We start from the raw sequence: 26,300 nt of genomic DNA on the forward strand, positions 1-26,300 counted from the left end.
GTTAATATTCCATAATCATGCCGCCGGAGGAAATCCCTGCACCAGTTCCCATAAAATAGATTAGATGGCCTCGTTGCAATTTTTTGCTTTCAATAAGGGAGTAAAGAACCGTAGGGATAGAGGCAGCCATTTGATTGCCATGCGTTGCATAGATATCAACAAATTTTTCACCAGGGATACGAAGATTTTTACGTACATGATGCATTGCGAGTTTGCTGGCCTGATGAGGGATAAACCAGTTAATCGCATCCATGGTTACCCCTGCTTTGTTAAATACGATTTCTTTCGTATGGGCAACTAACCGGCTTGCTAATTTAAATACTTTTTTACCATCCATATCAAATACTGCGTAGCGTTGATGATCAGGATGAGATGGAAGAATACGAGTACCTCCTGCTTCCAGGCGACAGTAGGTCGAACCGATACTATGAGTCTCCATGTGTGTACTAAGTATTCTGCTTGTACCCTCACTTTTTTCTATAATACAAGCAGCGGCACCATCGCCAAAAATGGTACAGGTTTCCATATCCTGCCAATTAAGGCCAAATGAAGGAATATCGCTTGATACAATAAGTGCCCGCTTGAAACGCCCCCCCTCAATTAAGTAACCGATCGTCTCCAAAGCGGTTAAAAAACTAAGACAAGTGCTGTTGATATCAAAACAGGCAATTCCTGAGGTCTCTAGCCCTAACTGCTTTTGAATTAAGGCCGAAGTAGATGGAATAGCCTGTTCACCCACACCGCAGGCACTAACAATCACATCAATATCCGTTAATTTGAGATGGGCATTTTTTACAGCCTCAAGAGCGGCTTGTGCACCCATATAAGAGGTTGTTTCGTGAGGTGAAGCAAAATGGCGGGATACAAGACCAGATTTTTTTTCTACACTACCAGGGGATAAGCCGAGTGTTACATCCAGTGCTGATGATAAAACCTTATTCTGAGGTAAATATTTCCCCATACCTATAATCCGAATACAAGGCATAGTTCGTCTTTTTGATCGAAAAGAATAAATTTTAACCAAAAAGAAGATTATATTCTACTCCTCTTCACATGACGTCAGGATATAGAACGCTATCTCTATGAATTTTAATAATTTCCTATTTTGGAAAAGCATGAATTTTAGGCAACCCCAGATGCTTGAAAAGAATGTAACCTCTTTGTGGTTAACAGCGCTCTCAAAACCAGCTATCAAAACTTTGTCCATCCTCCTGTTTGGGTTTGTCTTTTAGCTCGCTTGTCTTCATCGCTCTTTATAGAAGAACATGCCTGGCTATTGCCACTGGCGTCACTTGTACTTCCCTGTCTGGAATAAGATAAGTCGACACCTTGTCTCTTTAAATTCACCAAAAGATTGAAATTATACATTTTGCCTATTATTTGCCATATCGGGCGTGAATGACAAAAAATTACGCGATATTTAAATAAAGATAATGCTGGATTAATATTGAAAGATATTTAGTTAATTGCGATAACAAAGTAATATTATCTATGAGCCAAAATTTACTTCTAATCAGCAAGAATAACTAAATAATGAAAAAGGAATGAAACACTTTATGAAAGGAAAATTATTCTTGAAATATATCAATAGATTACTAAATTTATTCCTTTGTTTAGTACTTTCAATCAATTGTTTTGCTGCCAATAGTGAAGCACAACTTGTTAAAAAAATTTATGATATCGAGAAAAGATCGAACGCTGTAATCGGCATTACAGCCATTCATATCGAGAAAAATAAGGTCATTGGCCATAATGGGAACAAGCGTTTTTTTATGGCAAGTACCATCAAATTACCCATTGCCATCGCTTTTTTGCATCTTGTTGATCAAAAGAAGGATTCCTTGAATCGTGTTGTTAACTTAGGCTTGAACAATGTTGTCCCCGGTTCTGGAACGCTACATTATCTCTGTGAAAGAAAAAAAATCCGTATGTCACTCCAGCAAATACTCAAATATATGATGGCCAATAGTGATAACAGCGCAAGCGATACCCTGCTTCAAACCGTGAATGGACCCGCCTATGTCACCAAGCGTATGCATGCACTGGGGTTCAAGAATATTGTGATAAACCGTTCCATTATTGAAATGATGATGGATACTAACCATGTTCATCCTTCGTTGAAGCAACCCCGTAGTGTCTATTCCTGGAAAAAAATATTTAACAGGACCCCTCTTAAAGAAAAAATGTTGGCCTGGCAACGTTTTGAAAAGGATCCCCGGGATACAACAACACCTGCAGAAATGGCAAAATTGCTAGTCAAAATATATAAAAATGAAGCCCTTTCAGAATCCAGTACTAAGGTACTTATGGATATCATGGAGAAATGCAGAACAGGTAGAAGTCGAATAAGAGGCCTGTTACCTCCGTATGTAAAAGTAGCTCACAAAACCGGGACATGGGCAATCGATGAGCCGCAATATATCAGGTATCCTGGCTCCAACAAACTTTTCCGTTTTGTCAGTGACGTTGGAATTATTACTTTACCTAACAATAAAGGACATATCGCTATCGCCGTTTATGTTAAATCACGGGCAGTCAGTAATTACACCCGTAGTCGAGCCATAGCGCTGGCCAGTCGTGCTATATACGATCATTTTATGGCACAAAAATAAGGCTTGTTGACCAGCAACCTTACACATCATTGTGCAATCCCGGGATAGTTTCCCCCTTTTTCAGGTTAATCTATTTTTGTCAGTCACAGGTCTCTAAAAATTTAGTAAAAAGCCCCCAAAAACCCTAAAAATGGTCGCCATTAAATCTAAATGAGCTATTTTTTTGCAATTATTCGTGGTGTTTAACTTACTTAGGAGAAGAAAATGCCACGATTAGCCCAATTAACATTTCAGAGAATCTTAGGTGCGGGGAATTTTGGAGAAGTATCCCTGTATCTGAATGAACAAGATGGCCAACAATATGCGGTAAAAAAATTCATATCTCGCCGATACAGGGAAAATGAGTTTTACTCTACTGCCGAATCTGAAATGCGGAATTTCAATCATTTCATTCAAAAAATGGGTATTCCTGTCCATGATGCCTTTATTGATAATGACCAATTAATTCTTCCATTTTTTACCGGCAAAAAGCCAAACTGGGAACAAATACAAACTAGCTTAAAAGAAATGTATGCAAAAGGTTTTGTCATGGGCGATCCGAAACCAGATAATTTTATGCATACTCAATATGGTTTAATGCCGATTGATTTTGGCGGTGTTTTTGATATCGAGGACACGCAATTTCAGAATGATGCGCTGGCACGTAATTTCGTTGTGAATGCTTTATCCCGTTATGCAGAAGCCTTTACTGAAAACGACCTTTTCAATGCTTATTGTAGTCTGAGTTGTGCTATGGATTTTGACAGCGAAGAACAGGAAGAGGAAGAAGAGATCACTTTGGCCAATGAGTTTGATTTACCTGGGGAAATTAATATACGCCAGGAGACAACTCAGCCTCTGTTGAGTAATTTTGAAGTAGAAAAGGAGGTTATCCCACAAAAGTCTGCCTCGCCTAAATTGTCTGCAAACGTTCAGTCTTTTTGGCATCATGCTAAAGAGCAAGACAAACCAACTCAACAAGCCAAGAGTGCCTGTTGTACAATACTCTAAGAAGGCCTGCGGCATTCCGCATTACAGTGGGTAATGCGGAATTTTTTTTGAAGCCTGAGCCATTGTCAGAAAAGCAACACCACTGTTCCTCCTCTATGACTTAGCGGATGAGGAATCAAGTAGTAGTGAGTGCTGCCTGATATTCATCGACAGGTTCTGTATCTGCGCGATACCCTGTCCTGGTAAAAATAATGAGGTCAGTTGATTTCTCTAATGAGCGATCAATAAACGCATTGACAACCTTGTGCATATCCGTTTGTTCATCGATCTCCGCGCGCGTTAAACAGGTTAAAAGATAAGATATTTGTTCTTTTACTGATAAATTAGGAAGTTCATAATAACCTTTCGCCAGAGGCGATAACTGTAAACTAACTTTTTCTCCAGTGACTGTTACTGAGAAAAGAGGCTCAAAAGTCAGTAAAGCGCCGCCAACAGATTCCAACAATACATCAAGTTTATTCCCTTTAAATTGAATCATTCTTCTCATTGTATGACCTCCTCTCCTAATGAAACTGTCTGTTGTTTAATTTATCCGCTAACCGCATTCGCCTCGACTAATTAATCCAAACACTGCGTGTTAGCAAAACCCTCGGCTCCAGAGCGGGTTTTATTCATGCCGCTGCTTGAGTAAGCAAAGGTATAATTATCGATATAACATTGTAATGAATTTTTTGCGTAAAATTTTGAAGCTTCATAATCACTAAGCATCATGGCTGTTTTTTTTGCTTCAAATTTGGTTTTATTCATTCCGTTATAAGCATAGGCAAATTTATAGGCAAGCTTAAAGACTTTAAAGTAGGCTGCAGGACAGGTCTTACTTGTTATCAGGCTGGCAAATTTTTCTGCTTCCGAGGAGATGTCATTTAAGCCATCAGAACTATAAGACCATTTATAGGCCTCTTGAAATACCTCCGATTTAATACCACAGGTTGTGTCATTAGGTAGACTGATCACTGCCTCAATTTGATTGGCTAAGTCATCGGTCATTTTTCGTTGTTCAGGGCTTAATGAATATTCAATGTAGTACATTTTTTCAGCCAGCCTGTATAGTTTTTCATATAAACTGGTTGTTGATGCCATGCCTGTTACAGAGAGAGTACTTAACGCTATAAAGACTAATTTGTTTATCAATTTCATTGCTATCCTATGTTTTGCACTGAGTGGTCTAGACTTTAAATTAAATTGTAATGAGGGTCGTACTAGCGAATTAGATAATTGCACAAAACGCTATAATTTGAAATGAATTAAGTATTCGCTGAAATAGCGGTGTCCTGAATAAAGGGTATCGAACACGTATTGGTTACTATTTGAATTGCTTGTGTTGTGTTTTGTCTATACTTTAACTATTGCTTTGTAGAGGTGGAGTGCGATGGGCGGTCAGTTGCATTTAAATAATGGCCATCCCCAGAACAGGGAAAATACTTGTGTTTCAGGATACACAAAGGGGAATGAAAATTATGCCTTGAGTAATTTCGAGGATAATGATGGTAAGGGGTATGATTTTCATGATCCTGATATTGGGCCCGTCCATTTCCGCACCTCTGAACATTACCTGCATTTCCAAAAACTGACACCTGCCGCCAAGCAAGAGTACCGTCAAATCTGGGAGAATACTCAGAGCCCCGGTGATATTTTAGATTTGAATAAAAAGATTCCAGCTGAAAAATTGCGTTATCAATTTCCTGCCGGAAAGGCTTCCCCTGAATGGGATAGAGATAAAGTGGCTATCCAAATGCAAATCAATGCAACAAAATATGCACAATCTTCAACATTTAGGAATTCTATCCATAAAGCCATTGAGATAGGCAAGGGATTTAACGATGGACAAGGGGCTGCTGTTATTATTGAAGATACCAGTACTGCTAAACGAGTTGAAAAAAACTGGGGGACAGGTCCTGATGGGAGCGGGACAAATATTTTAGGAAATACACAGACCGCCTTTGCAAACATGGTTGCAAGTGGCCAGGTTAATGTTGCCGACCGGACACCTTCATTACAATCGATAAAAAGTAATCCTTCTGCAAAAACAAGTTATGACAATGCAGAACACCAATTCAAATCTGGTTTTCAAAAAACACTGATACAGACTCGCAAACAAGCAGCCGCCCAGCGTGGCCTAAGCCCAGACCATCTGACCGTTGACACATCGCAGTTGGGCGGCGGTTTGGTAGTTCCCGCGACAATAAACGGACAGGCTAGCCAAACCCCAACAAGCGATGATGCCCGATTTACACAACTAAATCGAAAAATGCATTCTGCTCATCCAACGATTAACCAGGGAGTTCCATCACATGCATCAGGCATGGCTTTTTCCCCAATTCCCGTTTCGATTGAGAATGCCGGCTGGAATGGACTGAAGGATGCCTTACATCAACAAAAAATTCCTATGGTATCAGATGGAAAAACAATTTTTGATCATTATCTTGCCTCTTCTACAAGTGATAAAACTAAAATTGAGGCCACCCATTTATTGACAAGCCATGCCATAAAAAGTGTCATGGGCGATTTAAATACACAAAGCCAAATGACCATCGTTGATAATATTGGCAAATCGACCCCCACCGTAAAACACGATCCTCAAGCCATTAAAATAAGATTCAATAGTACGGAAGAGGCGCAGGCGTTTGCAAAGAAATTATCAGAGCAAGGCATTCATAGTCACACCTTCCCTGGTCAAATGAAAACCCCTCAGGGTAAAGATAAAAATTGCATTTTTCTAACCCAACGTGATTTAGAAAAAATAACAGAAAACTCCAAACTCGCGTCTAAAGAATCAGTCGCGCATGGTTATCATGCGATTATAACCGATTACAAGCAAAAAGATTTAGAGGTTTCTCAAGACAAGCAGTTAGGAGGACATATACCCTAACGTCTAATCAGTGGCCCTGACGAAAAGTCTGCCGAGTTGGACTACCAATTATAACGAGTCCTGATGTAGGATACTCTTAACTCTATGGGGTTTCTTATAAAAAACGTCGACAATTCGGGCTGTTGCAAAGGGAGGTGCTCTTATGATCTGTTCGAATAAAACCTTGTTTCAGGTAGGAGTGCTTTGTGGCTTTCTTGATAAAGTCTATGAAGGGGATCACAGCCTCGCTCAAATCATGAAAAAAGGAACTATGGGCATAGGCACTTTTGACGATGTCCATGGAGAATTAATTGGATCGGACGGTGAATTTTATCGGATCATTGAAGATGGCATCGCTCGGCCTGTCGATCCACAGCAAAAATCCCCCTTTGCCTGGGTAGTGGACTTTGAAGAAACACATCAATTTTCCTTGGAAGATATTAAAAGTTTCGAACATTTTTCAGCTGAATTTGACAAACAAGCCCCCTCACTCAATTACATTTATGCTTATCGTTTTGAATGCTTGATGGATAAAATGGAGTGTCGGACAGAGTCTTGTCAACCAAAGCCTTTTAGGCCTCTTACAGAAACGATGCCGGGGGTGCAAGTCAATTTTTCTTATAAACAGGTAAAGGGGTTGATCTGCGGTTTTTTCTTTCCTTCCTACATGGCAGCAATAAATATTCCAGGACATCATATGCATTTTTTAGATCGAACTCATAGGACAGGGGGCCATGTTTTTGATTTTGCATTTAAGAAAGCAATGATTAGCGTTTGCTGTATTAAAAATTATGAAATTGCGTTAATTGAGTCAGAAGCATTTAAAAATTTTAATAGCCAGGCTCAAAATTTGGAACGGGCAACCCATTTGATTGAGAAGCAAAGAAAATAGTACCAGGCTGCGATAAATTATTAAGTTTGCTTAATGTTTTTACGTTTTATCAGTTAAAGTATTAAAAAATTATTTAAAGTCGCTTCTATGCCCAAGACAGAAAAAATAAAAAAAGAAATTCTTTCATCAAGTCGGCAAAAAGACAAAGGACGGGTCGCACGGAAGTGGGCTAATACGTTCTTTTTTAATAACGATGCCGCTACCGATGCAGCGCGCCTTTTAATGAGCTGTGTTGCCAAAGGTGAATTTCTGGTAAGAGATTTTTCCACCACGGTGTTACAGAGACCCCATACCTCTTTTTCTATTGCAGATTATCTTTCACATGGTAGTCGGATTGTCATTGATTACCATGAATTAAGTCCAGGGCAGCGCGATGAACTGTTACGCTTGATCCCCAATACCCTAAATCCCGATTGCGTTGCACGCTCTGCGACTCATGATGCATCAAGGAATGGCGATGGCTTGATCATGGAGGGTAAAGGATTCCTTCTCGGTATGAAAGGGCAACTTCCCTCCGTATTGAAAAGCTATTGTGATTTTGGAATCAATATCGCCATGGGAGGGAATGGCCAAACCAACGAAGTGGGCAAGACCATTAGGAGTAATGGTTACAGCGGCCATTTTTATATCCATCGAAATGACGCCCAACAGTTATTAATGCTGGGACTTGAACAAACAGCCCCTGTTGCGTCTCTTTGGGAGTTATTTCATAACAAAAAGCAGGACGCTGAACAGGAGCAATGGGGAACGGATCAGTATGGGCAGGGACATTCCCTAACCGGTGCCTCTGATACCTATACTGCGGCCGGTTCTTTGTATTTTAGTGATCCGGTTCTGCAAGTGAAGTGCCTGGTAGAAGACCACTGCTTCCCGCCGGACAAATATGGCGCCATGCAGGTGAAATTAACCAATGAGAATTGGTTAGAGATTAAAAAAATGTTGGAGGAAATGAACCAGGCCAATCAGGATCGTTTATTCCATATTTTGATAGGATCACCTGTTTCAGCAACGAAAACGCCCAGAAAATACACCAATTATCTTGCTGTTGATTTTCGCCGCTATTTCCAAACCTTTTCTGATGTTTTTCTGGATTCAGCGCAGAAAAATTTAGTAAAAGACCTGCAAAATACCTTGTTAAAATTAATCAGGGAATTTCAAGAAGGCATTGCCAATTATCAAGGATTAGAAAGCTGCATCCAAAAATTACTCGACCTTCCACTTCCTGCCCCCTACAAAAAGGCAATTTCAGATTTTAAGGAATTGTTAGCAACACAGCTTGAGGAAAATCAAGGCGTAGAGAAAAATTGCCAGCAATTTTTTCTGGACAAAGAATTTGAAGAATTACAGGAAGAACAACTCCGGACTTTGCAGAAATTGAGTCTGGTTGAAAATTTTTTTATTACTTATGCCGAGCTCTTCAAAAAAGAAAACGAACAGGATTTATCGGATTTTATCGAGAAACTGCAACATTGTGGGAATTCATTAAGATCAATGACCGAACCGTCGCCTGAGGATATGAGCAAAAGTTGGCATGTATTACCCGCCATTACGGCAGAGAGAATAGCGCAGTTTAGGTTGTGCCTGCTAGAGGCGACTAACTTGCTCGCCAACATTCCTCAACTTTACTTAAGAACTGAGTGGGAAGCTCTAAAAGCTTTAGTTTCAAAAGATAAGGCCGAAGATTTAAAACTCATAGAAGAGTTAAGAGACAAAAACAGAGACTTACAGTCCAAGTTAGATCGAGCCAATCAAGTAGAAGATAATTTATTACAGCGTGTCCAGCAAATTGCAACCGTCGTGCAACTATTTGGTCGAATAGAAGGCGAAGTAAACACTCTTAAGGGAGAGGCACGGCAAGAGGGTGACGATTTGGTCAAAACATTAAGGGGAACTATCAATAATTATTTAACCAATATGGACTATAAGCTTAATCGTTTTCAACAGGATTGCTCCGGAACGCTTGCAAAACCAAGAGAAAATCTTTATCAAAGAAGCAGTCTCCTACGTCTTCTTGTTCAGGAAGCGCTGACTGCAGTATGCCTGCTATTTGTTGGATATGCGGCGGGGGTAGTTCACAATTACACTCAATGTGGTCAACTTACCTTCTGGAATTATAATAGTCGTGTGGGAACATTGAAAAAAGAATTGGAAGCCTTAGTCCAGCCTCCAATAAGTTGCCCAGTATAAACTCAAACCGTAGCACAAACGGTTAACTATCGTCTGTGCGTAGTTAATTGGTTAGGTCCTATCCAGGCAATACCAGACCGATTGGTCGATCTATTGAGGACCAGGAGTAGAAGTATTCTCTTCATCTAGTTTTGGTGCCGCTGCCGCCTCTGCCAGACTAGCCTCCCTTGCCGCACTTCGTCTCGTTTGAGCAAGTCGGCCTCCCGATTTCCTATCCAAAAATGATCCTACATAGTCTGCCAGCTCAGGGGGTAACAGTTCCCCTTCATTACGACGGCTAAAGAAACCAACCGCGGCTCCTCGCGTATAAGCTTGAATCATGGGGTGTTGTATAAACTCACTTCGGAGTGCGTCACTCGATACAATGCGCATAAAATGGCGGGGTTGTAGTAAAAGCTCCCCAATCTCTTGTTGGTGCTCAGGAAAATCTGTTGTTAATCCCTGAAGAATAATAGAGTTATCTACCAGACGGGTAAAATTATCGGGACGGGTGATCCATTGATACATCGCTTCTTTATATTCGGGAAAATAGATAGTCAATGTTCTCAGATTAATATAGTGAGATATCAAGCGGGTAGAATGATGAGGATTAAAAACCAACTTAAAGAAATCTTCCTTATGCTCAGGGAAAATCTTAACAAACTCGACTACACTGTCGATATCCGTGGTTAAACGTGCAAAATGATTCGTTTGGACGACACGTTTATACAACGCTTCTTTATGCTCGGGAAACAGTGAAACCAAGCATTCTATCTCTTTATAATTACTCGCAAATCGAACAAAATTTTCATCGCTAATCATGACATCAACTATTTCTGAGCGTATAGCCTGGATTCTATTAAACGACTCCTTTATTTCCTTAATCTTCTCTTTCATCTCAATATCTCGTCTTTAGGTTCAAATTCATTTTTGATCGTGCAAGCAATCAAAAATGCGCATCAACAGAACAATATTTGAACATAATGTACTTAAAACGGAAAACGAAATATTTTCCAGCCAGAATCCTTTTTTGGAATAAGCGTGAAAAAAACATAATAAAACAGTCCGCTATGCCGTTAAAAAAGGTTGTTGAAACGGAACCGCTTTAGTCGCGCGAAAGGATGAGCAAGGTGATATCCAGGCCGAGGGGCAACGAGCTGGTCTGGTCAGGCAGGCTCGTTGCTTTTTTGTTTAGTGGCAAAAGGATTAATTAGGCCAGATTTCCAATCCATTTAAGACCGGCATAAGGACCTTGAAATGCCAAATTGGTTGCAGAAGCAGTCAGTTGAGGCAAATCAAAAACACTAAAATAATTAACCACCATGTAGCCTGCATCGGCAATCAGAGTACCTCGAGATAAATTGTGGGTATAGGTTAAACCTAACTTCGCTTCAAGTTCCGGTATCACTTCTAAAGTAGACGCATAGGAAACGGGTGGAACGCCGGATGTGTCATTGGTTTCACTGTCACCGATGATCAGCGCGCCAGCAAATTTTCCATACACTGCGAAAGCGTTTGTAAAATTATAGGTTAAATCCATACCTAAACGAGGACCAGCTCCACTGAATTTTTGATCAAACCGATTATACGTCGGTGTAGTTACCCCCGTATTAGGATTAAAAATTGATAACGGAGCAAAATTGCCACGTTTTAAATAGGCATACTGCACGCCCGCATGAAAGCGAATGTCTTTAAATAGACCAAAATTGGCATGTTGTCCAAATTCAGCATTGACAGAGTTCCAGTGAAGAGCGATTTTATCATAGGCAAAATTTAACGTATTGCCAGAAATCAAACTCACATAGCTAATACCTGGTGTTGTGAATTCATGATCAAAATGAACCCAATTAACATTGATATCGGCGCCAGTTCCAAAATGGTAGGACCCTTCTAATCTAAACGCCCAGTTCCAATCGTTGTTTCTTTTATTGAAATTAATAGTATCTCCAGAAGTAGAATACCCTAGAAAATTGTAATGATATTGATTTCCACTATAAGTGGGTTTGAGGTAAAGGGCCTGAACTCCCAAATCCCAAGCAGTGGATGGGCAAGGAACGGTTACATTATCCGGGTTACAAACAGGCCCCATCGTTCCCGCAAAATTCAGACTACTGCTGAACGCTAAAATGCACAAAGCAATTTTTTTCACTAGTTTCTCCCTAACTGACTCTACAGAATACTTTCTGACTATTGACCGTTACTGCGCGGGTAAATTTTAGATTATTGCCATTGATATAGATAGGGTCGCTCTAGAAAAATGCTATAAATTTGAGTGGGATATCTCACACGAAGGAATCGTCCCGCGCTTACGCGCTAGGCGTTTTTATGTCTAAGAAGCCTTCCGGCTTCTTCAGAGGAGAGTGGTTTGCTCATTAGAAAACCCTGAATGTCATGGCATTGCCTTTTCTTGAGAAACTGGACTTGGTTTTGTGTTTCTACACCTTCCGCAATGATATTAAAATTCATACTTTGAGCAATGGCTATAATGGCATCAATGATGGCTTCGTCTCCCGGGGATTTTGAAATATTCTGAATGAAAGACTGATCTATTTTTAGGCTATCAACAGCCACTTGTTTTAAGAGATTCAAACTGGAATTTCCTGTCCCAAAATCATCCAAGATAATGTGTACTCCCATCGATTTGAGTTTTTTAATGATTTTTTGTATTTCTCTATCAATAATAACGTTTTCAGTGATTTCTATTTCTAAATACTGAGGCTCTAGGGAGTATTCTTGTAAAATACGTTGTACGGTTGCGACGAAATTGGGTTGCCTTAGCTGTTTGCTTGCCACGTTACATGCAACGGGAATTTCGGGCAGCCCTTTTTTGCGCCACTCTCTGATTTGTCGGCAAGTTTCTCGCAATACCCACTCCCCAATCGGCACAATAAGCCCTGAACTCTCAGCAGTGGGGATAAAATCCAACGGTAAGATAATTCCCTTTTTAGGATGACTCCACCGAATTAATGCTTCCATAGAACGAATCTGCCGGGTATTGATCTCAAATTGAGGTTGGTAAAGAAGAAAAAACTCATGATTGATAATTGCTTTCTGCAAGTCCAACTCTTGTTGAAATTGCAGGCTCGTTTGTTTATTAAGCTTATCTGTATAAAATGAGAATTGGTTGCCGCCAAGGAATTTTGCATGGTACATCGCCATATCCGCATTACTTAATAAGGTGTTGACCGTTTTGCCATCCGTTGGATAGACACTGATACCGATACTGGCATAAACATTGATGTTTTTACCAGTGACATGGAAGGGCTTTAAAAAGGATTTAAGAATCTTTTGAGCCACAGTAACAATTTGCTCTTCAGAACCAAGGGATGGGAAAATCATTACAAACTCATCACCGCCTAATCTGGATAGCGTATCTTCTTTACGAGCCAAGGATCGTAATCGTTCAGCAACCGCACAAAGTAACTGATCACCGGCGTCATGACTTAAGCTGTCATTGATCATTTTAAACCGATCCAAATCAAAAAATAATACAGCGAATTTCTTTTTATAACGCGCATGACTACTTATGATATGTTCAATACGGTCAATTAGTAATAATCGATTGGGTAGTCTGGTTAATGCATCATGAGTCGCTTGATACTCCAGTTTTTCCTTTAATTTTGCTTGTTCAGTGATATCCCTAAAGCTCCATACCCGTCCTACTGTTTGAGAACCAAGGCGATGAGGTTTGGAACAGCACTCAACAACATTGCCGTTTTTAAAATAATAAGTCTGAATACTGGAATCATCGATATGGATAGAAAATTGTTTAACTTGAAGCGCGTGCTGATCTGAATTTAAAAGCTGTGTTGACATGTCTTTAATTAATTTAGACTCATTTGCCTTCTTCATGCTGGATTCAGGTATGTGCCATAATTTGACGAATTGCATGTTGTAATCAACGATTTTTCCCTGTAAATCGACAACCAAAATACCATCCGAAGAGGATTCAATGGTTGCTCGTAATAAGGAGAATGATTGTTGTAAAGACTCTGTTCGCTCATCCACTAATTGATTTAAAAACTCAGTGTGTTTTTGCGTTTCCTTCGCCAATACCCATTTTTGAGTTAAAGCACTGGCTAATTGTCTTACCGCAATCACATCAAATGGTTTTTTCAGTACCAATAAATTATCACTTAAGCCTAAGGCATTGACTGTTTCTTCCCAGGAGTAATCGGAGTAGGCGCTACAAATAACAATTTGCATTTGTGGATCAATAGCCCAAATACGTTTAATGGTTTCAATACCGTCGATGCCAGGAGGCATTCTTATATCAATAAAAGCAAGGGGATATGGCCTGCCCTCTTCGAGTGAACGCTTTACTTTCTCTATCCCTTCAATACCCTGACTTGCCACATCGATTTCAAACTCGGGTAAGGATAATCCCGGATGTTGGGTCTCATTATCAAATAATTCCTCATCAAATTTATTTAATAATGTGGAGCTTTTGCTAACATTTAATATTTTCATAAAATCACGATGAATTGCCGGATTGTCATCGATCACCAGAATGCGAAAGGAGGACGTATTCATAGTCGACCTCGCGCCACATTTTCCTCGTTAGCGGGCAGTTCCAGGATAAATTGTGCTCCTTTTCCGGCACCGTTACTTTCAGCATTGAGTGTCCCCCCCAGATCTCGCGCATAAATTGCAGAACAATGAAGCCCGAAACCGTGACCCGTTTTCTTGGTTGTAAATCCAAAAGAGAAAATTCTATCTAAATTGCTTTTATCAATGCCAATCCCATTATCTGATACTTTAATCTTAAGATGGTTATCATGGGTTCTGGTGACTGAGACAACAATTTCCCTGGCATCATTAACCTCCTGTAATAAAACAGAATCTTTTGCATTAGTCAGTAAATTAGTTAGGATTTGAAATAGCTTGGATTTATCGGTTACAAAATCACTAATTTCCGGGGCAATCTCAATTTGAACATCAATTTGGTGCTTTTCCAGTATGACTGATTTTACAGCGTTACGGATCAAATCCGGTATTGAAATTTTTTCTGTTAAATTGGATAGCCCACTGAGTGATTGCTGCATGGCGATAATTTCATTGATATGACTAATATTGTTTTCAAGGGTGTTGGCTTCTTTTATATTCTCTTCATAGTCTTCATATAGCGCTTTTGACAAGGCATCTAAATAAGGAATAATCAATTTGCCTTTAGGGTCATTCAATAAATAGTCACTTAAGCGACTAATATTCTCATCCAGCATCGTTTTGACAGCCGAGATTTTTTTGTAATAATCCTTGGCGACGTTTTTCTTTAGAATGACAGTAGACACATTGACGCTGTTTAATAGATTGCCCACATTATGAAGAATTGATGTGGCTACGTCGGACATTCCAGCAAGACGAGCAGTTGCTAACAGTTTATTATTAAGCTCATGAACTTGCTCTTCGATTATTTTTCTTTTGGTTATATCCATTAACACCCCGGATATTTCATTTTTTTCAGCAGTTGCTTTGCCTATGCTTCTGTACCATTTGTAGTGATTGTCTTTGCTTTTCACCCTCAACTCATAATCATAATCAACCTTTTGTGTCAGGGCCTTTTCGATCATATTTTTTAACCGCGCTTTGTCATTTGGATGCACCAGTTCTAAAAATTGAGTATAGCTAAGCGCTGTATTACTTGGAGGTATCTCCAGAATTTTAAAAAGTCCTTTCGACCAGGTGGTGATATCGGTATCCTTGTCATAATGCCAGTAACCCATTTTGGCGATGTCCTGGGCATATTCCAATTTGGCATTAATGTCCCGCATTTCTTTAGAAGAAATATCAATAGAACGTTCCAGTAAATATCGATCCTGGTCGTTTTCGAAGTAAGTCTTATTAATTTGTAAAATAAATTCCATCCATTTTTCCACGTCCTGTGGTAATTCATCAGGTTTAATATTGAATTTGTTCAGCTGACGCTGTAACAGCCGGTGTATTTCCATATTATTAGAAGGATCCCTTTTTTTTATGAGCTTTCAAGTAACGTTGTAATGGTCATGGTTTGGTTATGTAATTCACAGTTTCCCACTGTCAGTGGGGAAAGCTCGCCATAAGAATAAAAGCCAATTTGAATTGATCCATCGAGTATTGATTGGAAAGTGGTTTCTGTTTCTTCTTCTGCGCGCCCGCCTAAGAGCAACCGTCTACCTACACAACTAATATCAATTGCTAAAACAGGTTTTTGATTTAACCCATTATTTTTAAAAAGAATCTCATTTGCAGCTTCGCCGGCTTCGTTAGCACTTTCAATAAGCCTGTCAAAATTGGCACGCATCAGTTGGGCATAGTACCCCTGAGGCAAATCACCCGCAAAAGTTAGCGATTGCGATGTTTCGTCAATCCCCAAGATTGTGCGCACAATATGTTGGGAATCCGGAGCAGAAGGGTTACGGATAGCGAGTGGATAAAGCAAACCAGCAGCTGGTAATTCAGACGCTCTGTCACCAAGATAGGTTTTATAGAGTTTTAAAGCAGGCTGATTGTCCAGTTCATAGAGAATATTTCCTTTCGAGCGGGTAATCATTCTCTCTGGGCCAAAAATATCCCAGCCTCCTCGCGAGCCATGCCCTACATGAATTTGGTCGCCATACAACCCGACTGCTACGATGCAATGATCTATAATTTTTCCATCGTAAATAATCCAGGTATTTTTAAAGTCTGCGCCATCTCCTGCCAGGCCACCAGTAATAGTCACTTCCTTTGCAGAATTCTTATTTAATCCTTTGATTAATTCAGATCCGTTAACATTTAACCCATCCGATAAAACAAATATACCTTTAGGATTCTGATTTTGGTGTAGGGATTTAGCCAATTGGGCACCTGCCCCCAAAGATTCTTCAGCGTTTTTAACCTCTGCTTTTGCCAACTGAAGCGTTGTAGACTCAAATTGAGCGACAGCGACGGCAATACTATTATCAAAAATATCAGGTCCAAAAATTTCCCCTGCTGTTGAACAGCCAATGATTTTTGATTTTTTATAGGCTTGTGCCAGTTCCTGAATGGGTTTTGTGTTCGTTCTAAATGCTGGGCTGGCAAACACTAAAATCAGGGTATTTGTAGAATCCAGCTCAGGGAATTTCTCAATACTCCATCCTTGGTTTTGAATGTATTGAAATGATTGAATTTTCATTATGTTAATGTTTATACAATTAATTTATGATTAATTATAGTACATATTCACACGCTTATTGTTTGATAAAAAAGGAAAAAAAGCCTTCCGTTCTCATTTTTATCGCATAAAAACTCCCTTTGCTGTTTCATTCCATTATGCCTCGCAGCCATCTACTTTATTTCAAAATGTAGCATTATATAGTAAAATATTATATTATTGGTTTTTTGGAGAAAATATGGGCATAGTAAAAATTTCTGATGAGTTGCACGAAGCAACGAAAGTGATGGCAAGAGCAATGAGTCGTTCCATCAATTCTCAGGCTGAATACTGGATTAGGATAGGAAAAATGGCAGAAGAAAACCCATCAATTACTTATTCTGAAATTCTCAAAATTTTAATTAATCAAGCCTCATCTGGTGAAATACGCGATGTTAGTGAAGACTTCTGAAGAAATAGAAAAAATGCGAGTTGTCGGTAATTTGGCTGCCTCTGTACTTCAAATGATAGGACCTTATGTGACTGAAGGTACAAGCACCAATGAGCTGGAGCGAATTTGTCGCCAATATATTCTTGAGGATTTAAGAGCCACTCCTTCAACGCTAAACCATTATGGGTTTCCAGCATGCATTTGTACGTCCATAAATCATGTGGTCTGCCATGGTATACCTTCTGATAAAAAACTTAAAAATGGCGATATCATTAATATCGATGTGACTGTACAAAAAAACGGTTACATTGGGGATACAAGCAAAATGTTTCTTGTGGGCAATGTAAAGCCGTTTGCTAAAAAATTAGTAGAAGTTACCCAGGAATGCCTATACAAAGCGATTTCGATAGTCCGTCCTGGAACGTATCTTGGCGATATAGGCAGCATAATCCAAACCCATGCAGAACAGCAGGGCTATTCGGTAGTACGGGAGTTTGGAGGGCATGGAATTGGCCGATCAATGTGGGAAGACCCCCATGTGATGCATGTTGGCAAACCAAATACCGGATTACAATTACAGGCTGGCATGACTTTTACTATAGAACCCATGCTCAATTTGGGTCGTAAAGAAATCAAAACTTTAGGCGATGGTTGGACTGTTGTCACCAAAGATCACAAATTATCTGCACAGTGGGAACATACTATTCTGGTAACCGATCATGGACACGAGATACTTACCTTAAGACCCGATGAACAATTCTCTTATTAAGGTCATCATTCAAATGCGAGGTGGTTTTAGCGGCCGCTTCACACTCGCATGATGATAGTCTTGCAAGCACATAAACTATCACGATACACTTGGCGCGTGTCACTGCCATACCGCTTATGGCTTACATGGTTTTGATCGCAAAGGATGAATTGATGGTTAGGGAAAGAATGTCTCATTTTATTAAATTAAACCTATTCTTAGGCTGCTTTCTGGGGTTTTCCATCAGCTTTTCTGCCGCAATCCATGCCCAGGATAGCCAAGGTTTTTACCTGGGTATTTCGGCGATAAAAGACACCTCCAGTTATGACTTCAAGCGCGTTGAAACCAGCCCCGGATTATTGTTTATTGATCAAGATCGCTTCGATTGGAGTGGCTCAGGATTTGGTGGCGAACTCTATATAGGCTATGGAAGTAGTTTGGCCAGCCGCTTTTTTTTGGGAGGAGAAGGATTTTATAATGTTAGTTCCAATTCAGGGAATATCGCGTTTATTGATTCGAATACCCTTTATACACGCCAACTCCATGGAAAATTCCGCCAGCGTTGGCAGTATGGTTTTGCCGCTCGGCCAGGTATCTATCTCTATAAGCAGGCTCTTTTCTATGGTCGGATCGGCTGGATAGTCAGCAATATTCAACTGAGCGGTGGTATACAACAGACAGGTAATATGGGCGCTTTTGCAGGTAACTTTTCATCTGATAAAAATTGCCAGGGTCTGCAACTGGGGCTTGGAGTGGAAATACCTCTTATTAGCAGACTCATGGCCCGCCTTGAATGGGACTGGAATTCCCTACAGGATTTTTCGAACCAGTCCTTTGTAAGAGATACCAATCATAATCCCTATACCACCTTTCGTAACGCATTTAATCCAACCCTGGAACAGATTAAACTAGGGGTGCGATGGAGTTTTTCCTCTTAATTCTGCTGACGGCTGAGTCAAAAAAGGCGCCCCTTTAACGTTGATCAATAGAGCAACGCGGACTAAATAAGAAACGGCATGATCAGATCTATCAAGATTTGTTATAATTGATACCTGACGATGTAAAGAATTGCGAACGCTCATGTCACTTTTAAACTTCAACCCTCAGTTTTATATCAAAAATAAACACCTTCAAACGATAGTGAGCTCCCAAAAAAAACCGGTTATCGGATCGATGGTTCGGAATGAAATGGCTGTAACGCTAACCGTTAAAACGGATGAAACGGTCCATTTGACAGGGCTCTTTTCACCGCAGCCTAACCAGGCGGCAAAAGGCCTGATTATTCTCCTTCATGGCTGGCTCGGCTGTGCTCAATCCACGTATATGTTAGGCAGAGGCGAACAGCTCTATCAACAAGGCTATGAACTATTTCGTCTCAACCTGCGTGATCACGGCGCTACTCCTGCACTCAATAAAGGTCTATTTCATGGTGCTCGGCTAGAAGAGGTGTTTCAGGCAGTAAAACAAATTACAGCCAATTATTCGGGATTACCCACTACCTTAATTGGCTTTTCTATGGGTGGAAGTTTTGCTTTAAGGATTGGTTGGAGAGACAGTTTTGAATCAAAGAAAATAGCCAATTTAAAACGAATCATCGCTATTTGTCCCTCCGTTAATCCAGAACAAGTGACGAGAGCCATTGATAATTCCAACCTATATCGACGTTATTTTATTGCCCGATGGAAAAAAGCCTTGCTAGAAAAACAACGCTGCTTCCCCGAGCTATATGATTTTAGTAGCATTTTATTACAAAAAAAATCCTGGCAAATGACAGAAAAATTATTAGTAAACTATTCTGAATTTAAAGACATTGATGCTTACTTCGCTGAGTATTATTTTTCACCCGAAAAGCTTAAAGCGGTGACTGTTCCAATGACGATATTAACCGCAGAGGACGATCCAGTCATTCCAATTCGTGGTTTTAATGAACTTAACAATATCAATCCCCTCTTAAAACTCTATATCACTCGCCATGGCGGCCATGTCGGTTATATTAATAATTTTAGAGGCGACTCCTGGCTTGATACGATATTACCGGACTTAATTTGATAAGAAACGGATGAAGGCTCGAACTTGCATTTTGTATTCAACAATCAGGATTCCGGGCATAGCCATATTGACTTTTCTTGTTGCAAAATGAAACAAAATTGGTAAAAAAAAGAACTTCGGACTAAGCTTAAATAGGATGTAATGAAGTGAGGTTTGACTGATGAAAAAATTGCGCAAAAGCTCTAAAACCGCCCCTAAAGCTGACAAAAAGATCCTTAAAAAGGACCTTAACAAAGTTTCAGGCGGGTCTGGTGAATGGGATGACTGGAGAGAGGCTCAAAGAAGAATAGAAGAAAATAATTATAATAATACCGATTTTAAAGATTAACCTGGCTCGCACTATTCCTACTCCGACCGCCGGTGTAATTGTTGCCTATCATGCAACATCAGGGGCAGGTTTTCCATGGAAACCCTACCCCTGACATACCACCCAGCTTCTTCAATAAACTAACGGTAACCCCAGGTCAGTATTGGGCTGCTTCAAACATGGTTGCTTCGATGAGTTCCAATAGGCTGGGTAGAAATAACAGTGCTGAACCGATAAAAACTAATGAAATGGGTGTGCTAATGGGAATCCGCGTTGGATTATCTTTATGTTGTTTAAATTTCATAATCGCACAGACTGAAAAGGCCAATCCTGCAATGTAAGCTCCCGAGCCAATTACTCGTTCCAAGCCTTCAAAATTCTGCGTAAGACTCTCAGAGATCTCCCCGAGAGTGAATACTTGTCCGAATACCTTTGGCATACAAATCCACAAGCCAACTACTAGAATTGTACGTAATGGCTTTTTTAACGATATTTCAAACATTATTTTCTTTCCAGAATAAAATTCCAAGGTAAAATAATTTCTCGATTTTACCTAGTTCATTTCGAACAGAAATGGTGAGAAATCATTGCCCTTTGCAGGGCTACTATAATTTCGCAATAATTGTATACTATTTTATTGCAATTACCATTGATTAATCGTGGCAGAGTGAGTCTGTAGATTGACCAATGACGCCCTGCGCGGTGTGATCATAAGAAGTCATCCCGCTAGAAAGGAATCTCATAATGATAGTTGAAATGCACGTTGTTTTAGGAGGAGTTCTTCTTGGACTTGCTGCGGGAATGATGCTATTGATCCAAGGCAAAATTCTTGGTTGTAGCGGCATACTCTTTCGCTCCCTGGATTTTGCAACTTATCGCCCTAATATCGACAATAGCTTATTTATTCTGGGATTATTTTTAAGTGGCGTCCTCTTTAACTTTATTCAGGTTGTTCCCAACCCCACAACTATTTTTAAAACGACGCCCTGGATATTAATTCTTGGCGGTATATTGGTTGGCGGGGGTACTTATCTTGGCAATGGCTGTACAAGCGGACATGGGCTATGCGGCATATCACTCTTACGCAAACGCTCTATCGTTGCTGTAAGTATTTTCTTTCCTGTTGCAATCATCACGGCCTGGTTAACCCACTAAGGAGAGTAAACGATGAAATCCATTATTTCATTAGTCGCCGGCCTGATATTTGGTTTGGGTTTAATTTTAACCGGCATGTATAGTCCCGACGTTATTATTTCCGGCTTAAGAATTGGCGCTGAAACATTCAAAATCAATTTATATGTCACGTTTCTTACCGCTTTATTGGTTACCTTTCTTTTATTCCAGCTGCGTAAATGGCTAGCGAAGCCTTTGCTAAACAAGTGCTATGAATTGCCGACCAGAGAAAAAATTGACTGGCAACTGATTCTTGGTGCAGCAGCTTTTGGCGTAGGCTGGGGAATGACGGGAATTTGTCCTGGTCCTAACATGGTGGGGCTTGGAATTTTTTCATGGCCGTTTTACTGGATCAATTTTGCAGGCATTCTTATTGGTTTCTTCCTCACGCGACGCCTTGTTTTAAAACGAAAGTCACCTGATCAATAATGTTCCAAAAGCCAAGAAAAACTCTTTATCAAAACACCAGCATACTCCGTTTGCCTGCTCAAGGAACACGTCCTCTAGGCTATCTGTTGTTTACACGCTATGAGGTTGGGATAGCTCGTAATGACACCCGCCCAGACCACTTCAGGGACTTCAATGAGTTACACAACCAGGTTATGGCCTGCTAGTCTATACTTGTATTAGTCCAAATACAGATCACACAGAAATGAAAATAGACATCGAGGCGGTCAAGGCGCTTTGTGGTAATAGTAAGGAAGCCGTTATTTATGGCTTCAACTTTTACAATTACCAACAGCTTTATGAAGCAATCAATCGTGATGGAAGCATCAAAGCATACAACTCGGATGATTATGAAAGCAAAAATGATGTAATGGTTAACAGTGGCCATTCTTACAGCAATCTGTACAACCACTTTAAGTTCTTAATTAACGATTTATTACTGGAGAATTATAAGCGACAGCAAAAAGGGGAGCCTTTGGTTCCTTTAATATTCGTTGTTGGTTTGGATAATAACCGATACGATAAGTCCAGAATATTCGAGAGAGCCGATGATCCTTCTGACAAGGGAGTAACGCTTACTGAACTTCGACGATGCTATAAACTTGCTCATGAGTTCGGTGAAGAAATGACTAAAGTTGCTGGGCAAACATTTAAATTTGTTCGTCTGGTTAGCTCGGATAACGGTTATCAATTCGAAACAGTCGAACCATTCTGGAAAGATGAGCAATGGCAAAAAGGTTGGGAAGAGAGAAAAAAAACCACTGAAAAGGAAATGGGCTCCGAGAATCGAAATAATTTTTGGCGAAAAAAATTTCAAACGTTAATTGATGAAACGGACGAACAACACAAGAAAATCGATCCCTCGAATTCCTAATTTACATCCCCACTTAAAAAATGATCTTATATCGAGTTAGGTAACAGTGAGTTGCGCTTCATGATGCATCAGGCAGCCAATGTTTTTATTCTCTAAACCAAAACCGATAGGTCAAGAGCAAGGCTTGAATTTCGATCATGAGTACACATTGAAACCCAACCCGATTTTGTTTCATGGTTCAATGCGCTATATTTCCTGAATAACGTCTATTAAAGAGAATATTATGGTAGAGATCATTAATCTTAATAAAAAAAGGAAGGCTAAAATTCGTTTGGAAAAAGAAAAAAAAGCCTCTGAAAATCGCATTAAATTCGGAAGGACAAAAAAAGAAAAGCAGTTAGAGAAGCAAGAGAAAGAACGTAGTGAGCGATATCTGGATGGTCATAAGTTGGAAAAAAACGAGAAAGAATGAAGCAAGTCCTTTAGTAACAGAATTGTCTTTAAAGTCTCATTCCATCCTTCATTGATTCGAACGTTTAAAAGCTCCATCAGAACAAACTGATGGAGCTTTTTTTAGCGTTGCTACCAGCTTACTTGGCTGCAGCTTTCTTTTCCTTCTCTTTGGCAATCACTGCTTCAGCTACATTGTTTGGACAAGGAGCATAGTGAGAGAATTCCATTGAGAATTGGCCGCGACCAGAGGTAAGTGTGCGTAATGTACTGATGTAACCAAACATTTCTGAAAGGGGAACATCAGCCTTAACGCGTACGCCAGCTGCGCTGGGCTCTTGGCCAGAGATCATACCGCGACGACGGTTCAAATCACCAATCACGTTACCTACATCTTCTTCTGTACTGTAAACGTCCACTTTCATGATAGGTTCGAGCAATTGTGGACCGGCTTTTGGTATAGATTGACGAAAAGCGCCTTTGGCCGCAATTTCAAACGCAATTGCCGAGGAGTCAACAGCATGGAAACCACCATCAGTGAGGTTCACAACCACATCCAATACAGGGAACCCTGCTAATGTACCTGTGTTCATCATCGAGCGGAACCCTTTCTCAATTGCCGGGAAGAATTCCTTAGGAACGTTCCCACCCACAACGGATGTCATGAAAGTGAATCCAGAGTTTGGCTCACCTGGTTCAATCGTGTAGTCAATCTTACCGTATTGACCAGCACCACCAGATTGTTTCTTGTGGGTATAGCTGTCCTGAATCGACTTGGTTATGGTTTCACGGTAAGCAACCTGAGGCTGACCTACTATCAACTCAACATCGTACGTACGTTTCAGAATATCCACTTTAATATCAAGATGTAATTCACCCATACCACGAAGGATGGTTTCACCTGAATCCTCATCCGTTTCAACTCTAAACGTTGGATCTTCTGCAACCATTTTGCCAATCGCAATAGCCATTTTCTCGGTTGCACCTTTATCCTTTGGCGCAACAGCAATAGAGATAACTGGCTCAGGGAAAACCATGGCTTCAAGCGTACACTCATGGTTAGGATCACAAAGTGTATGGCCGGTGCGAACGTTTTTCATGCCTACGATAGCGATAATGTCGCCTGCTTCAGCACTTTGCAATTCATTACGCTCATTCGCCTGCATCTCAACCATACGGCCGACACGTTCTGTTTTACCGGTAAATGAGTTAAGGATGGTATCGCCCTTATTCAGTTTTCCTGAGTAGATACGTATGAACGTTAGAGCACCAAAACGGTCATCCATGATTTTAAAGGCCAATGCACGGAATGGCTCATCAGGAGAAACGATAGCGAATTGTCCGTTTGGCTCACCTTCAGCATTAGTCAAAGGTTGTGGATTTACTTCATGGGGAGCAGGCAAATAGTCAACCACCGCATCCAGTAATAACTGCATCCCTTTGTTTTTAAAGGCGGAACCGCAATAAGTTGGGAAGAAGGCTAATTCAAGGGTACCTTTACGGATACAACGCTTGATGTCTTCTATTGAAGGTTCTTCTCCTTCCAGATAAGCCATCAACAACTCATCATCCATTTCAAGTGCCGTCTCGATTAATTGCGCGCGATACGTTTCAACGTCGTCATGCATATCGGCTGGCACGTCAGTAACTTTGTAATTTTCTGGCTGGCCAGTTTCGTCCCAAACGTACGCTTTACGGGTTAATAAATCGACAACCCCTACGAAACTGTCTTCAAAGCCAATGGGCAACGTCATAATTAAAGGATGTGCACCCAATACTTTTTTGATTTGCTCAGTTACTTTCAAGAAGTTCGCGCCGATACGGTCAAGCTTGTTGACGAAAATCAAACGAGATACTTTTGAATTGTTCGCATAGCGCCAGTTGGTTTCTGACTGAGGCTCAACGCCGCCAGAACCACAGAATACGCCGATACCACCATCGAGTACCTTGAGGGAGCGATAGACTTCTACAGTGAAGTCGACGTGTCCTGGGGTGTCGATGATATTGAAACGATGGCCTTTCCAGAAGCAACTTACTGCTGCGGATTGGATGGTAATCCCGCGCTCCGCCTCCTGTGCCATGAAATCGGTAGTTGATTCACCTTCGTGAACTTCACCCATTTTGTGGATTCTACCGGTAAGCTTAAGAATACGTTCGGTAGTGGTAGTTTTTCCGGCATCTACGTGGGCGAAGATACCAATATTTCTGTAAAGGTCTAAATCGTTCATAGCGCTCTTATTAACTTGAAATTGATTAAAAATTGGTTGCGTATTATACATTATTCTATCGGGATTTGCAGCATCTCTCCGCATGGAAATACTAAAATTTAGAAAATAGGTGGGAAAAACAGGGGCAGGGCTTGTGCGGTGCGGGTTTCAGCAGGCGCTACGGTGCGAAATTGGGGTTGAATTTCGATCGTTGAATACAAAATTCCAACCCTGCACCCCGAAATTATACTCAGTTTTGCCTTGTTATTTTTGAAGTAGTTTTAGTAATTCTTGCGCCCCAGCAGTGGATGAGGCCGGATTTTGACCAGTGACAAGACCGCCATCTACGACCACAAAACTCTGCCAGTTTGCTGCTTTTTCAAAATGCCCGCCTAACCGTTTCAACTCCTCTTCGACAAGAAATGGCACTACTTTCGTAAGATGGACTGCCTCCTCTTCGCTGTTGGTAAAGCCTGTTACACGTTTGCCTTTTACCAGAGGAGTACCTTTGTAAGTGACATGTCGAAGCACACCGGGTGCATGGCATACCAGCGCAATTGGTTTTTCCGCATTATAGAAAGACTCCAGCAAGTGGATTGAATCTGCACTTTCAGCAAGGTCCCACAAGGGGCCATGACCACCAGGATAGAACACGGTGTCAAAATCCTCTGCCTTTATGTCTGCAAGCTTGACTGTTTGTGATAATGCTTTTTTCGCCAGCTCATCTTGCTTAAATCGCGTCATCGCAGAGGTCTGATTTTCAGGTAAATCACTCTTCGGATCGATTGGCGGTTGACCGCCTTTGGGAGATGCTAATGTTAATTGAGCGCCAGCATCCTTGAACACAAAATAGGGGGCTGCAAATTCTTCCAACCAGAAACCAGTTTCGCGGCCTGTATTTCCGAGCTGATTGTGTGACGTTAGCACCATTAATATATTCATTTATATTCCCTTTCCTTGTGAATACCCGATTAATTGCTAGATGAGAGGACTAGTATTTTTTCAAGTATAACATATCGATTGGCATTGATTATTTTGTCTGGTGCTATTCGC

At 40.6% G+C, this 26,300-nt stretch carries 25 protein-coding genes; 14 read left to right on the plus strand and 11 right to left on the minus strand.

Annotated elements, in window-relative coordinates:
• Position 1 precedes the first annotated feature (1 nt).
• A complete protein-coding gene (locus DYC89_RS14575) occupies positions 2-985 on the minus strand; it encodes a beta-ketoacyl-ACP synthase III (protein WP_115222440.1) in 984 nt (327 codons plus the stop codon).
• 559 nt (positions 986-1,544) lie between these two features.
• On the opposite strand from DYC89_RS14575, the gene bla reads away from it, so the two are divergent.
• Both bla and DYC89_RS14585 read left to right on the plus strand, forming a co-directional pair.
• Entirely contained in the window at positions 1,545-2,612 is a 1,068-nt protein-coding gene (gene bla / locus DYC89_RS14580) for a class A beta-lactamase (protein WP_245954024.1), read from the plus strand.
• Between the two features lie 204 nt (positions 2,613-2,816).
• Positions 2,817-3,602, plus strand: coding sequence for a protein kinase family protein (locus DYC89_RS14585; protein WP_115222442.1), 786 nt, complete (start codon positions 2,817-2,819; stop codon positions 3,600-3,602).
• A 115-nt stretch (positions 3,603-3,717) separates the two neighbouring features.
• Here the strand turns inward: DYC89_RS14585 and DYC89_RS14590 are convergent, their stop codons facing one another.
• Together DYC89_RS14590 and DYC89_RS14595 are read right to left on the minus strand one after the other, a co-directional pair.
• Positions 3,718-4,089, minus strand: a complete 372-nt coding sequence (locus tag DYC89_RS14590) for a hypothetical protein (protein WP_147285514.1) — start codon at positions 4,087-4,089, stop codon at positions 3,718-3,720.
• 71 nt (positions 4,090-4,160) lie between these two features.
• The gene (locus DYC89_RS14595) at positions 4,161-4,739 is read right to left on the minus strand and encodes a hypothetical protein (protein ID WP_115222444.1); all 579 of its coding nucleotides are present in this window, start codon (positions 4,737-4,739) and stop codon (positions 4,161-4,163) included.
• Positions 4,740-4,971: 232 nt separating this feature from the next.
• Here DYC89_RS14595 and DYC89_RS14600 point away from each other — a divergent pair, with 232 nt between their 5' ends.
• From DYC89_RS14600 to DYC89_RS14610, 3 genes are all read left to right on the plus strand, one after another.
• Positions 4,972-6,471 (plus strand): hypothetical protein, encoded by a 1,500-nt coding sequence (locus tag DYC89_RS14600; RefSeq protein WP_115222445.1) that lies wholly within the window; start codon positions 4,972-4,974, stop codon positions 6,469-6,471.
• 142 nt (positions 6,472-6,613) lie between these two features.
• Positions 6,614-7,342, plus strand: coding sequence for an acetolactate decarboxylase (locus tag DYC89_RS14605; RefSeq protein ID WP_115222446.1), 729 nt, complete (start codon positions 6,614-6,616; stop codon positions 7,340-7,342).
• Between the two features lie 87 nt (positions 7,343-7,429).
• The gene (locus tag DYC89_RS14610) at positions 7,430-9,529 is read left to right on the plus strand and encodes a hypothetical protein (RefSeq protein ID WP_115222447.1); all 2,100 of its coding nucleotides are present in this window, start codon (positions 7,430-7,432) and stop codon (positions 9,527-9,529) included.
• A gap of 90 nt (positions 9,530-9,619) precedes the next feature.
• Here the strand turns inward: DYC89_RS14610 and DYC89_RS14615 are convergent, their stop codons facing one another.
• The 5 genes from DYC89_RS14615 to DYC89_RS14635 form a co-directional block, all read right to left on the minus strand.
• A complete protein-coding gene (locus DYC89_RS14615; RefSeq protein ID WP_115222448.1) occupies positions 9,620-10,405 on the minus strand; it encodes a hypothetical protein in 786 nt (261 codons plus the stop codon).
• A 313-nt stretch (positions 10,406-10,718) separates the two neighbouring features.
• Positions 10,719-11,657: an Lpg1974 family pore-forming outer membrane protein gene (locus tag DYC89_RS14620; protein ID WP_181879419.1), complete on the minus strand. Its 939-nt coding sequence runs from the start codon at positions 11,655-11,657 to the stop codon at positions 10,719-10,721.
• A 164-nt stretch (positions 11,658-11,821) separates the two neighbouring features.
• Positions 11,822-14,041 (minus strand): GGDEF/EAL domain-containing response regulator, encoded by a 2,220-nt coding sequence (locus DYC89_RS14625; protein ID WP_115222450.1) that lies wholly within the window; start codon positions 14,039-14,041, stop codon positions 11,822-11,824.
• Complete coding sequence (locus tag DYC89_RS14630; protein ID WP_115222451.1) at positions 14,038-15,456, minus strand: sensor histidine kinase; 1,419 nt, start codon at positions 15,454-15,456, stop codon at positions 14,038-14,040. The genes DYC89_RS14625 and DYC89_RS14630 overlap by 4 nt, the downstream gene beginning before the upstream one ends.
• A gap of 23 nt (positions 15,457-15,479) precedes the next feature.
• The gene (locus tag DYC89_RS14635; RefSeq protein ID WP_181879420.1) at positions 15,480-16,643 is read right to left on the minus strand and encodes an FIST signal transduction protein; all 1,164 of its coding nucleotides are present in this window, start codon (positions 16,641-16,643) and stop codon (positions 15,480-15,482) included.
• A gap of 217 nt (positions 16,644-16,860) precedes the next feature.
• On the opposite strand from DYC89_RS14635, the gene DYC89_RS16895 reads away from it, so the two are divergent.
• From DYC89_RS16895 to DYC89_RS16560, 5 genes are all read left to right on the plus strand, one after another.
• Positions 16,861-17,073, plus strand: coding sequence for a ParD-like family protein (locus DYC89_RS16895; RefSeq protein ID WP_058446274.1), 213 nt, complete (start codon positions 16,861-16,863; stop codon positions 17,071-17,073).
• A complete protein-coding gene (gene map / locus DYC89_RS14645) occupies positions 17,054-17,821 on the plus strand; it encodes a type I methionyl aminopeptidase (protein WP_181879421.1) in 768 nt (255 codons plus the stop codon). The genes DYC89_RS16895 and map overlap by 20 nt, the downstream gene beginning before the upstream one ends.
• A 152-nt stretch (positions 17,822-17,973) precedes the next feature.
• Positions 17,974-18,738, plus strand: a complete 765-nt coding sequence (locus DYC89_RS14650; protein WP_181879422.1) for an outer membrane protein — start codon at positions 17,974-17,976, stop codon at positions 18,736-18,738.
• A gap of 250 nt (positions 18,739-18,988) precedes the next feature.
• Positions 18,989-19,849, plus strand: coding sequence for a YheT family hydrolase (locus tag DYC89_RS14655; RefSeq protein WP_181879423.1), 861 nt, complete (start codon positions 18,989-18,991; stop codon positions 19,847-19,849).
• 160 nt (positions 19,850-20,009) lie between these two features.
• On the plus strand, positions 20,010-20,177 hold the full coding sequence (locus tag DYC89_RS16560) for a hypothetical protein (protein ID WP_181879424.1): 168 nt from the start codon (positions 20,010-20,012) through the stop codon (positions 20,175-20,177).
• 136 nt (positions 20,178-20,313) lie between these two features.
• On the opposite strand, the gene DYC89_RS14660 is transcribed toward DYC89_RS16560, so the two are convergent.
• Positions 20,314-20,595, minus strand: a complete 282-nt coding sequence (locus tag DYC89_RS14660; RefSeq protein ID WP_147285516.1) for a hypothetical protein — start codon at positions 20,593-20,595, stop codon at positions 20,314-20,316.
• A 305-nt stretch (positions 20,596-20,900) separates the two neighbouring features.
• On the opposite strand from DYC89_RS14660, the gene DYC89_RS14665 reads away from it, so the two are divergent.
• The 4 genes from DYC89_RS14665 (at position 20,901) to DYC89_RS14680 (ending at position 23,062) form a co-directional block, all read left to right on the plus strand.
• Positions 20,901-21,311, plus strand: a complete 411-nt coding sequence (locus DYC89_RS14665) for a YeeE/YedE family protein (protein ID WP_115222457.1) — start codon at positions 20,901-20,903, stop codon at positions 21,309-21,311.
• Between the two features lie 12 nt (positions 21,312-21,323).
• Positions 21,324-21,758, plus strand: coding sequence for a DUF6691 family protein (locus tag DYC89_RS14670; RefSeq protein ID WP_115222458.1), 435 nt, complete (start codon positions 21,324-21,326; stop codon positions 21,756-21,758).
• Between the two features lie 223 nt (positions 21,759-21,981).
• Complete coding sequence (locus DYC89_RS14675; RefSeq protein ID WP_115222459.1) at positions 21,982-22,650, plus strand: hypothetical protein; 669 nt, start codon at positions 21,982-21,984, stop codon at positions 22,648-22,650.
• Between the two features lie 223 nt (positions 22,651-22,873).
• Entirely contained in the window at positions 22,874-23,062 is a 189-nt protein-coding gene (locus tag DYC89_RS14680) for a DUF4169 family protein (protein WP_115222460.1), read from the plus strand.
• A 118-nt stretch (positions 23,063-23,180) separates the two neighbouring features.
• Here DYC89_RS14680 and fusA read toward each other — a convergent pair whose 3' ends face one another.
• Together fusA and DYC89_RS14690 are read right to left on the minus strand one after the other, a co-directional pair.
• On the minus strand, positions 23,181-25,268 hold the full coding sequence (gene fusA, locus DYC89_RS14685) for an elongation factor G (protein WP_115222787.1): 2,088 nt from the start codon (positions 25,266-25,268) through the stop codon (positions 23,181-23,183).
• 243 nt (positions 25,269-25,511) lie between these two features.
• Positions 25,512-26,189: a type 1 glutamine amidotransferase domain-containing protein gene (locus DYC89_RS14690; RefSeq protein WP_115222461.1), complete on the minus strand. Its 678-nt coding sequence runs from the start codon at positions 26,187-26,189 to the stop codon at positions 25,512-25,514.
• Positions 26,190-26,300 lie beyond the last annotated feature (111 nt).

This window comes from Legionella donaldsonii (assembly GCF_900452385.1).
Taxonomy (GTDB): Bacteria; Pseudomonadota; Gammaproteobacteria; order Legionellales; family Legionellaceae; genus Tatlockia; species Tatlockia donaldsonii.

Coding starts and splice junctions, on each gene's coding strand:
- DYC89_RS14590 (WP_147285514.1), bottom strand. CDS start 4,089: ATGAGAAGAATGATTCAATTTAAAGGGAATAAACTTGATGTATTGTTG.
- DYC89_RS14575 (WP_115222440.1), bottom strand. CDS start 985: ATGCCTTGTATTCGGATTATAGGTATGGGGAAATATTTACCTCAGAAT.
- DYC89_RS14635 (WP_181879420.1), bottom strand. CDS start 16,643: ATGAAAATTCAATCATTTCAATACATTCAAAACCAAGGATGGAGTATT.
- DYC89_RS14605 (WP_115222446.1), top strand. CDS start 6,614: ATGATCTGTTCGAATAAAACCTTGTTTCAGGTAGGAGTGCTTTGTGGC.
- map (WP_181879421.1), top strand. CDS start 17,054: ATGTTAGTGAAGACTTCTGAAGAAATAGAAAAAATGCGAGTTGTCGGT.
- bla (WP_245954024.1), top strand. CDS start 1,545: ATGAAACACTTTATGAAAGGAAAATTATTCTTGAAATATATCAATAGA.
- DYC89_RS14585 (WP_115222442.1), top strand. CDS start 2,817: ATGCCACGATTAGCCCAATTAACATTTCAGAGAATCTTAGGTGCGGGG.
- DYC89_RS14600 (WP_115222445.1), top strand. CDS start 4,972: ATGGGCGGTCAGTTGCATTTAAATAATGGCCATCCCCAGAACAGGGAA.
- DYC89_RS14665 (WP_115222457.1), top strand. CDS start 20,901: ATGATAGTTGAAATGCACGTTGTTTTAGGAGGAGTTCTTCTTGGACTT.
- DYC89_RS16560 (WP_181879424.1), top strand. CDS start 20,010: ATGAAAAAATTGCGCAAAAGCTCTAAAACCGCCCCTAAAGCTGACAAA.
- DYC89_RS14675 (WP_115222459.1), top strand. CDS start 21,982: ATGAAAATAGACATCGAGGCGGTCAAGGCGCTTTGTGGTAATAGTAAG.
- DYC89_RS14670 (WP_115222458.1), top strand. CDS start 21,324: ATGAAATCCATTATTTCATTAGTCGCCGGCCTGATATTTGGTTTGGGT.
- DYC89_RS14690 (WP_115222461.1), bottom strand. CDS start 26,189: ATGAATATATTAATGGTGCTAACGTCACACAATCAGCTCGGAAATACA.
- DYC89_RS14680 (WP_115222460.1), top strand. CDS start 22,874: ATGGTAGAGATCATTAATCTTAATAAAAAAAGGAAGGCTAAAATTCGT.
- DYC89_RS14595 (WP_115222444.1), bottom strand. CDS start 4,739: ATGAAATTGATAAACAAATTAGTCTTTATAGCGTTAAGTACTCTCTCT.
- fusA (WP_115222787.1), bottom strand. CDS start 25,268: ATGAACGATTTAGACCTTTACAGAAATATTGGTATCTTCGCCCACGTA.
- DYC89_RS14650 (WP_181879422.1), top strand. CDS start 17,974: ATGGTTAGGGAAAGAATGTCTCATTTTATTAAATTAAACCTATTCTTA.
- DYC89_RS14630 (WP_115222451.1), bottom strand. CDS start 15,456: ATGGAAATACACCGGCTGTTACAGCGTCAGCTGAACAAATTCAATATT.
- DYC89_RS14615 (WP_115222448.1), bottom strand. CDS start 10,405: ATGAAAGAGAAGATTAAGGAAATAAAGGAGTCGTTTAATAGAATCCAG.
- DYC89_RS14655 (WP_181879423.1), top strand. CDS start 18,989: ATGGCTGTAACGCTAACCGTTAAAACGGATGAAACGGTCCATTTGACA.
- DYC89_RS16895 (WP_058446274.1), top strand. CDS start 16,861: ATGGGCATAGTAAAAATTTCTGATGAGTTGCACGAAGCAACGAAAGTG.
- DYC89_RS14625 (WP_115222450.1), bottom strand. CDS start 14,041: ATGAATACGTCCTCCTTTCGCATTCTGGTGATCGATGACAATCCGGCA.
- DYC89_RS14610 (WP_115222447.1), top strand. CDS start 7,430: ATGCCCAAGACAGAAAAAATAAAAAAAGAAATTCTTTCATCAAGTCGG.
- DYC89_RS14660 (WP_147285516.1), bottom strand. CDS start 20,595: ATGCCAAAGGTATTCGGACAAGTATTCACTCTCGGGGAGATCTCTGAG.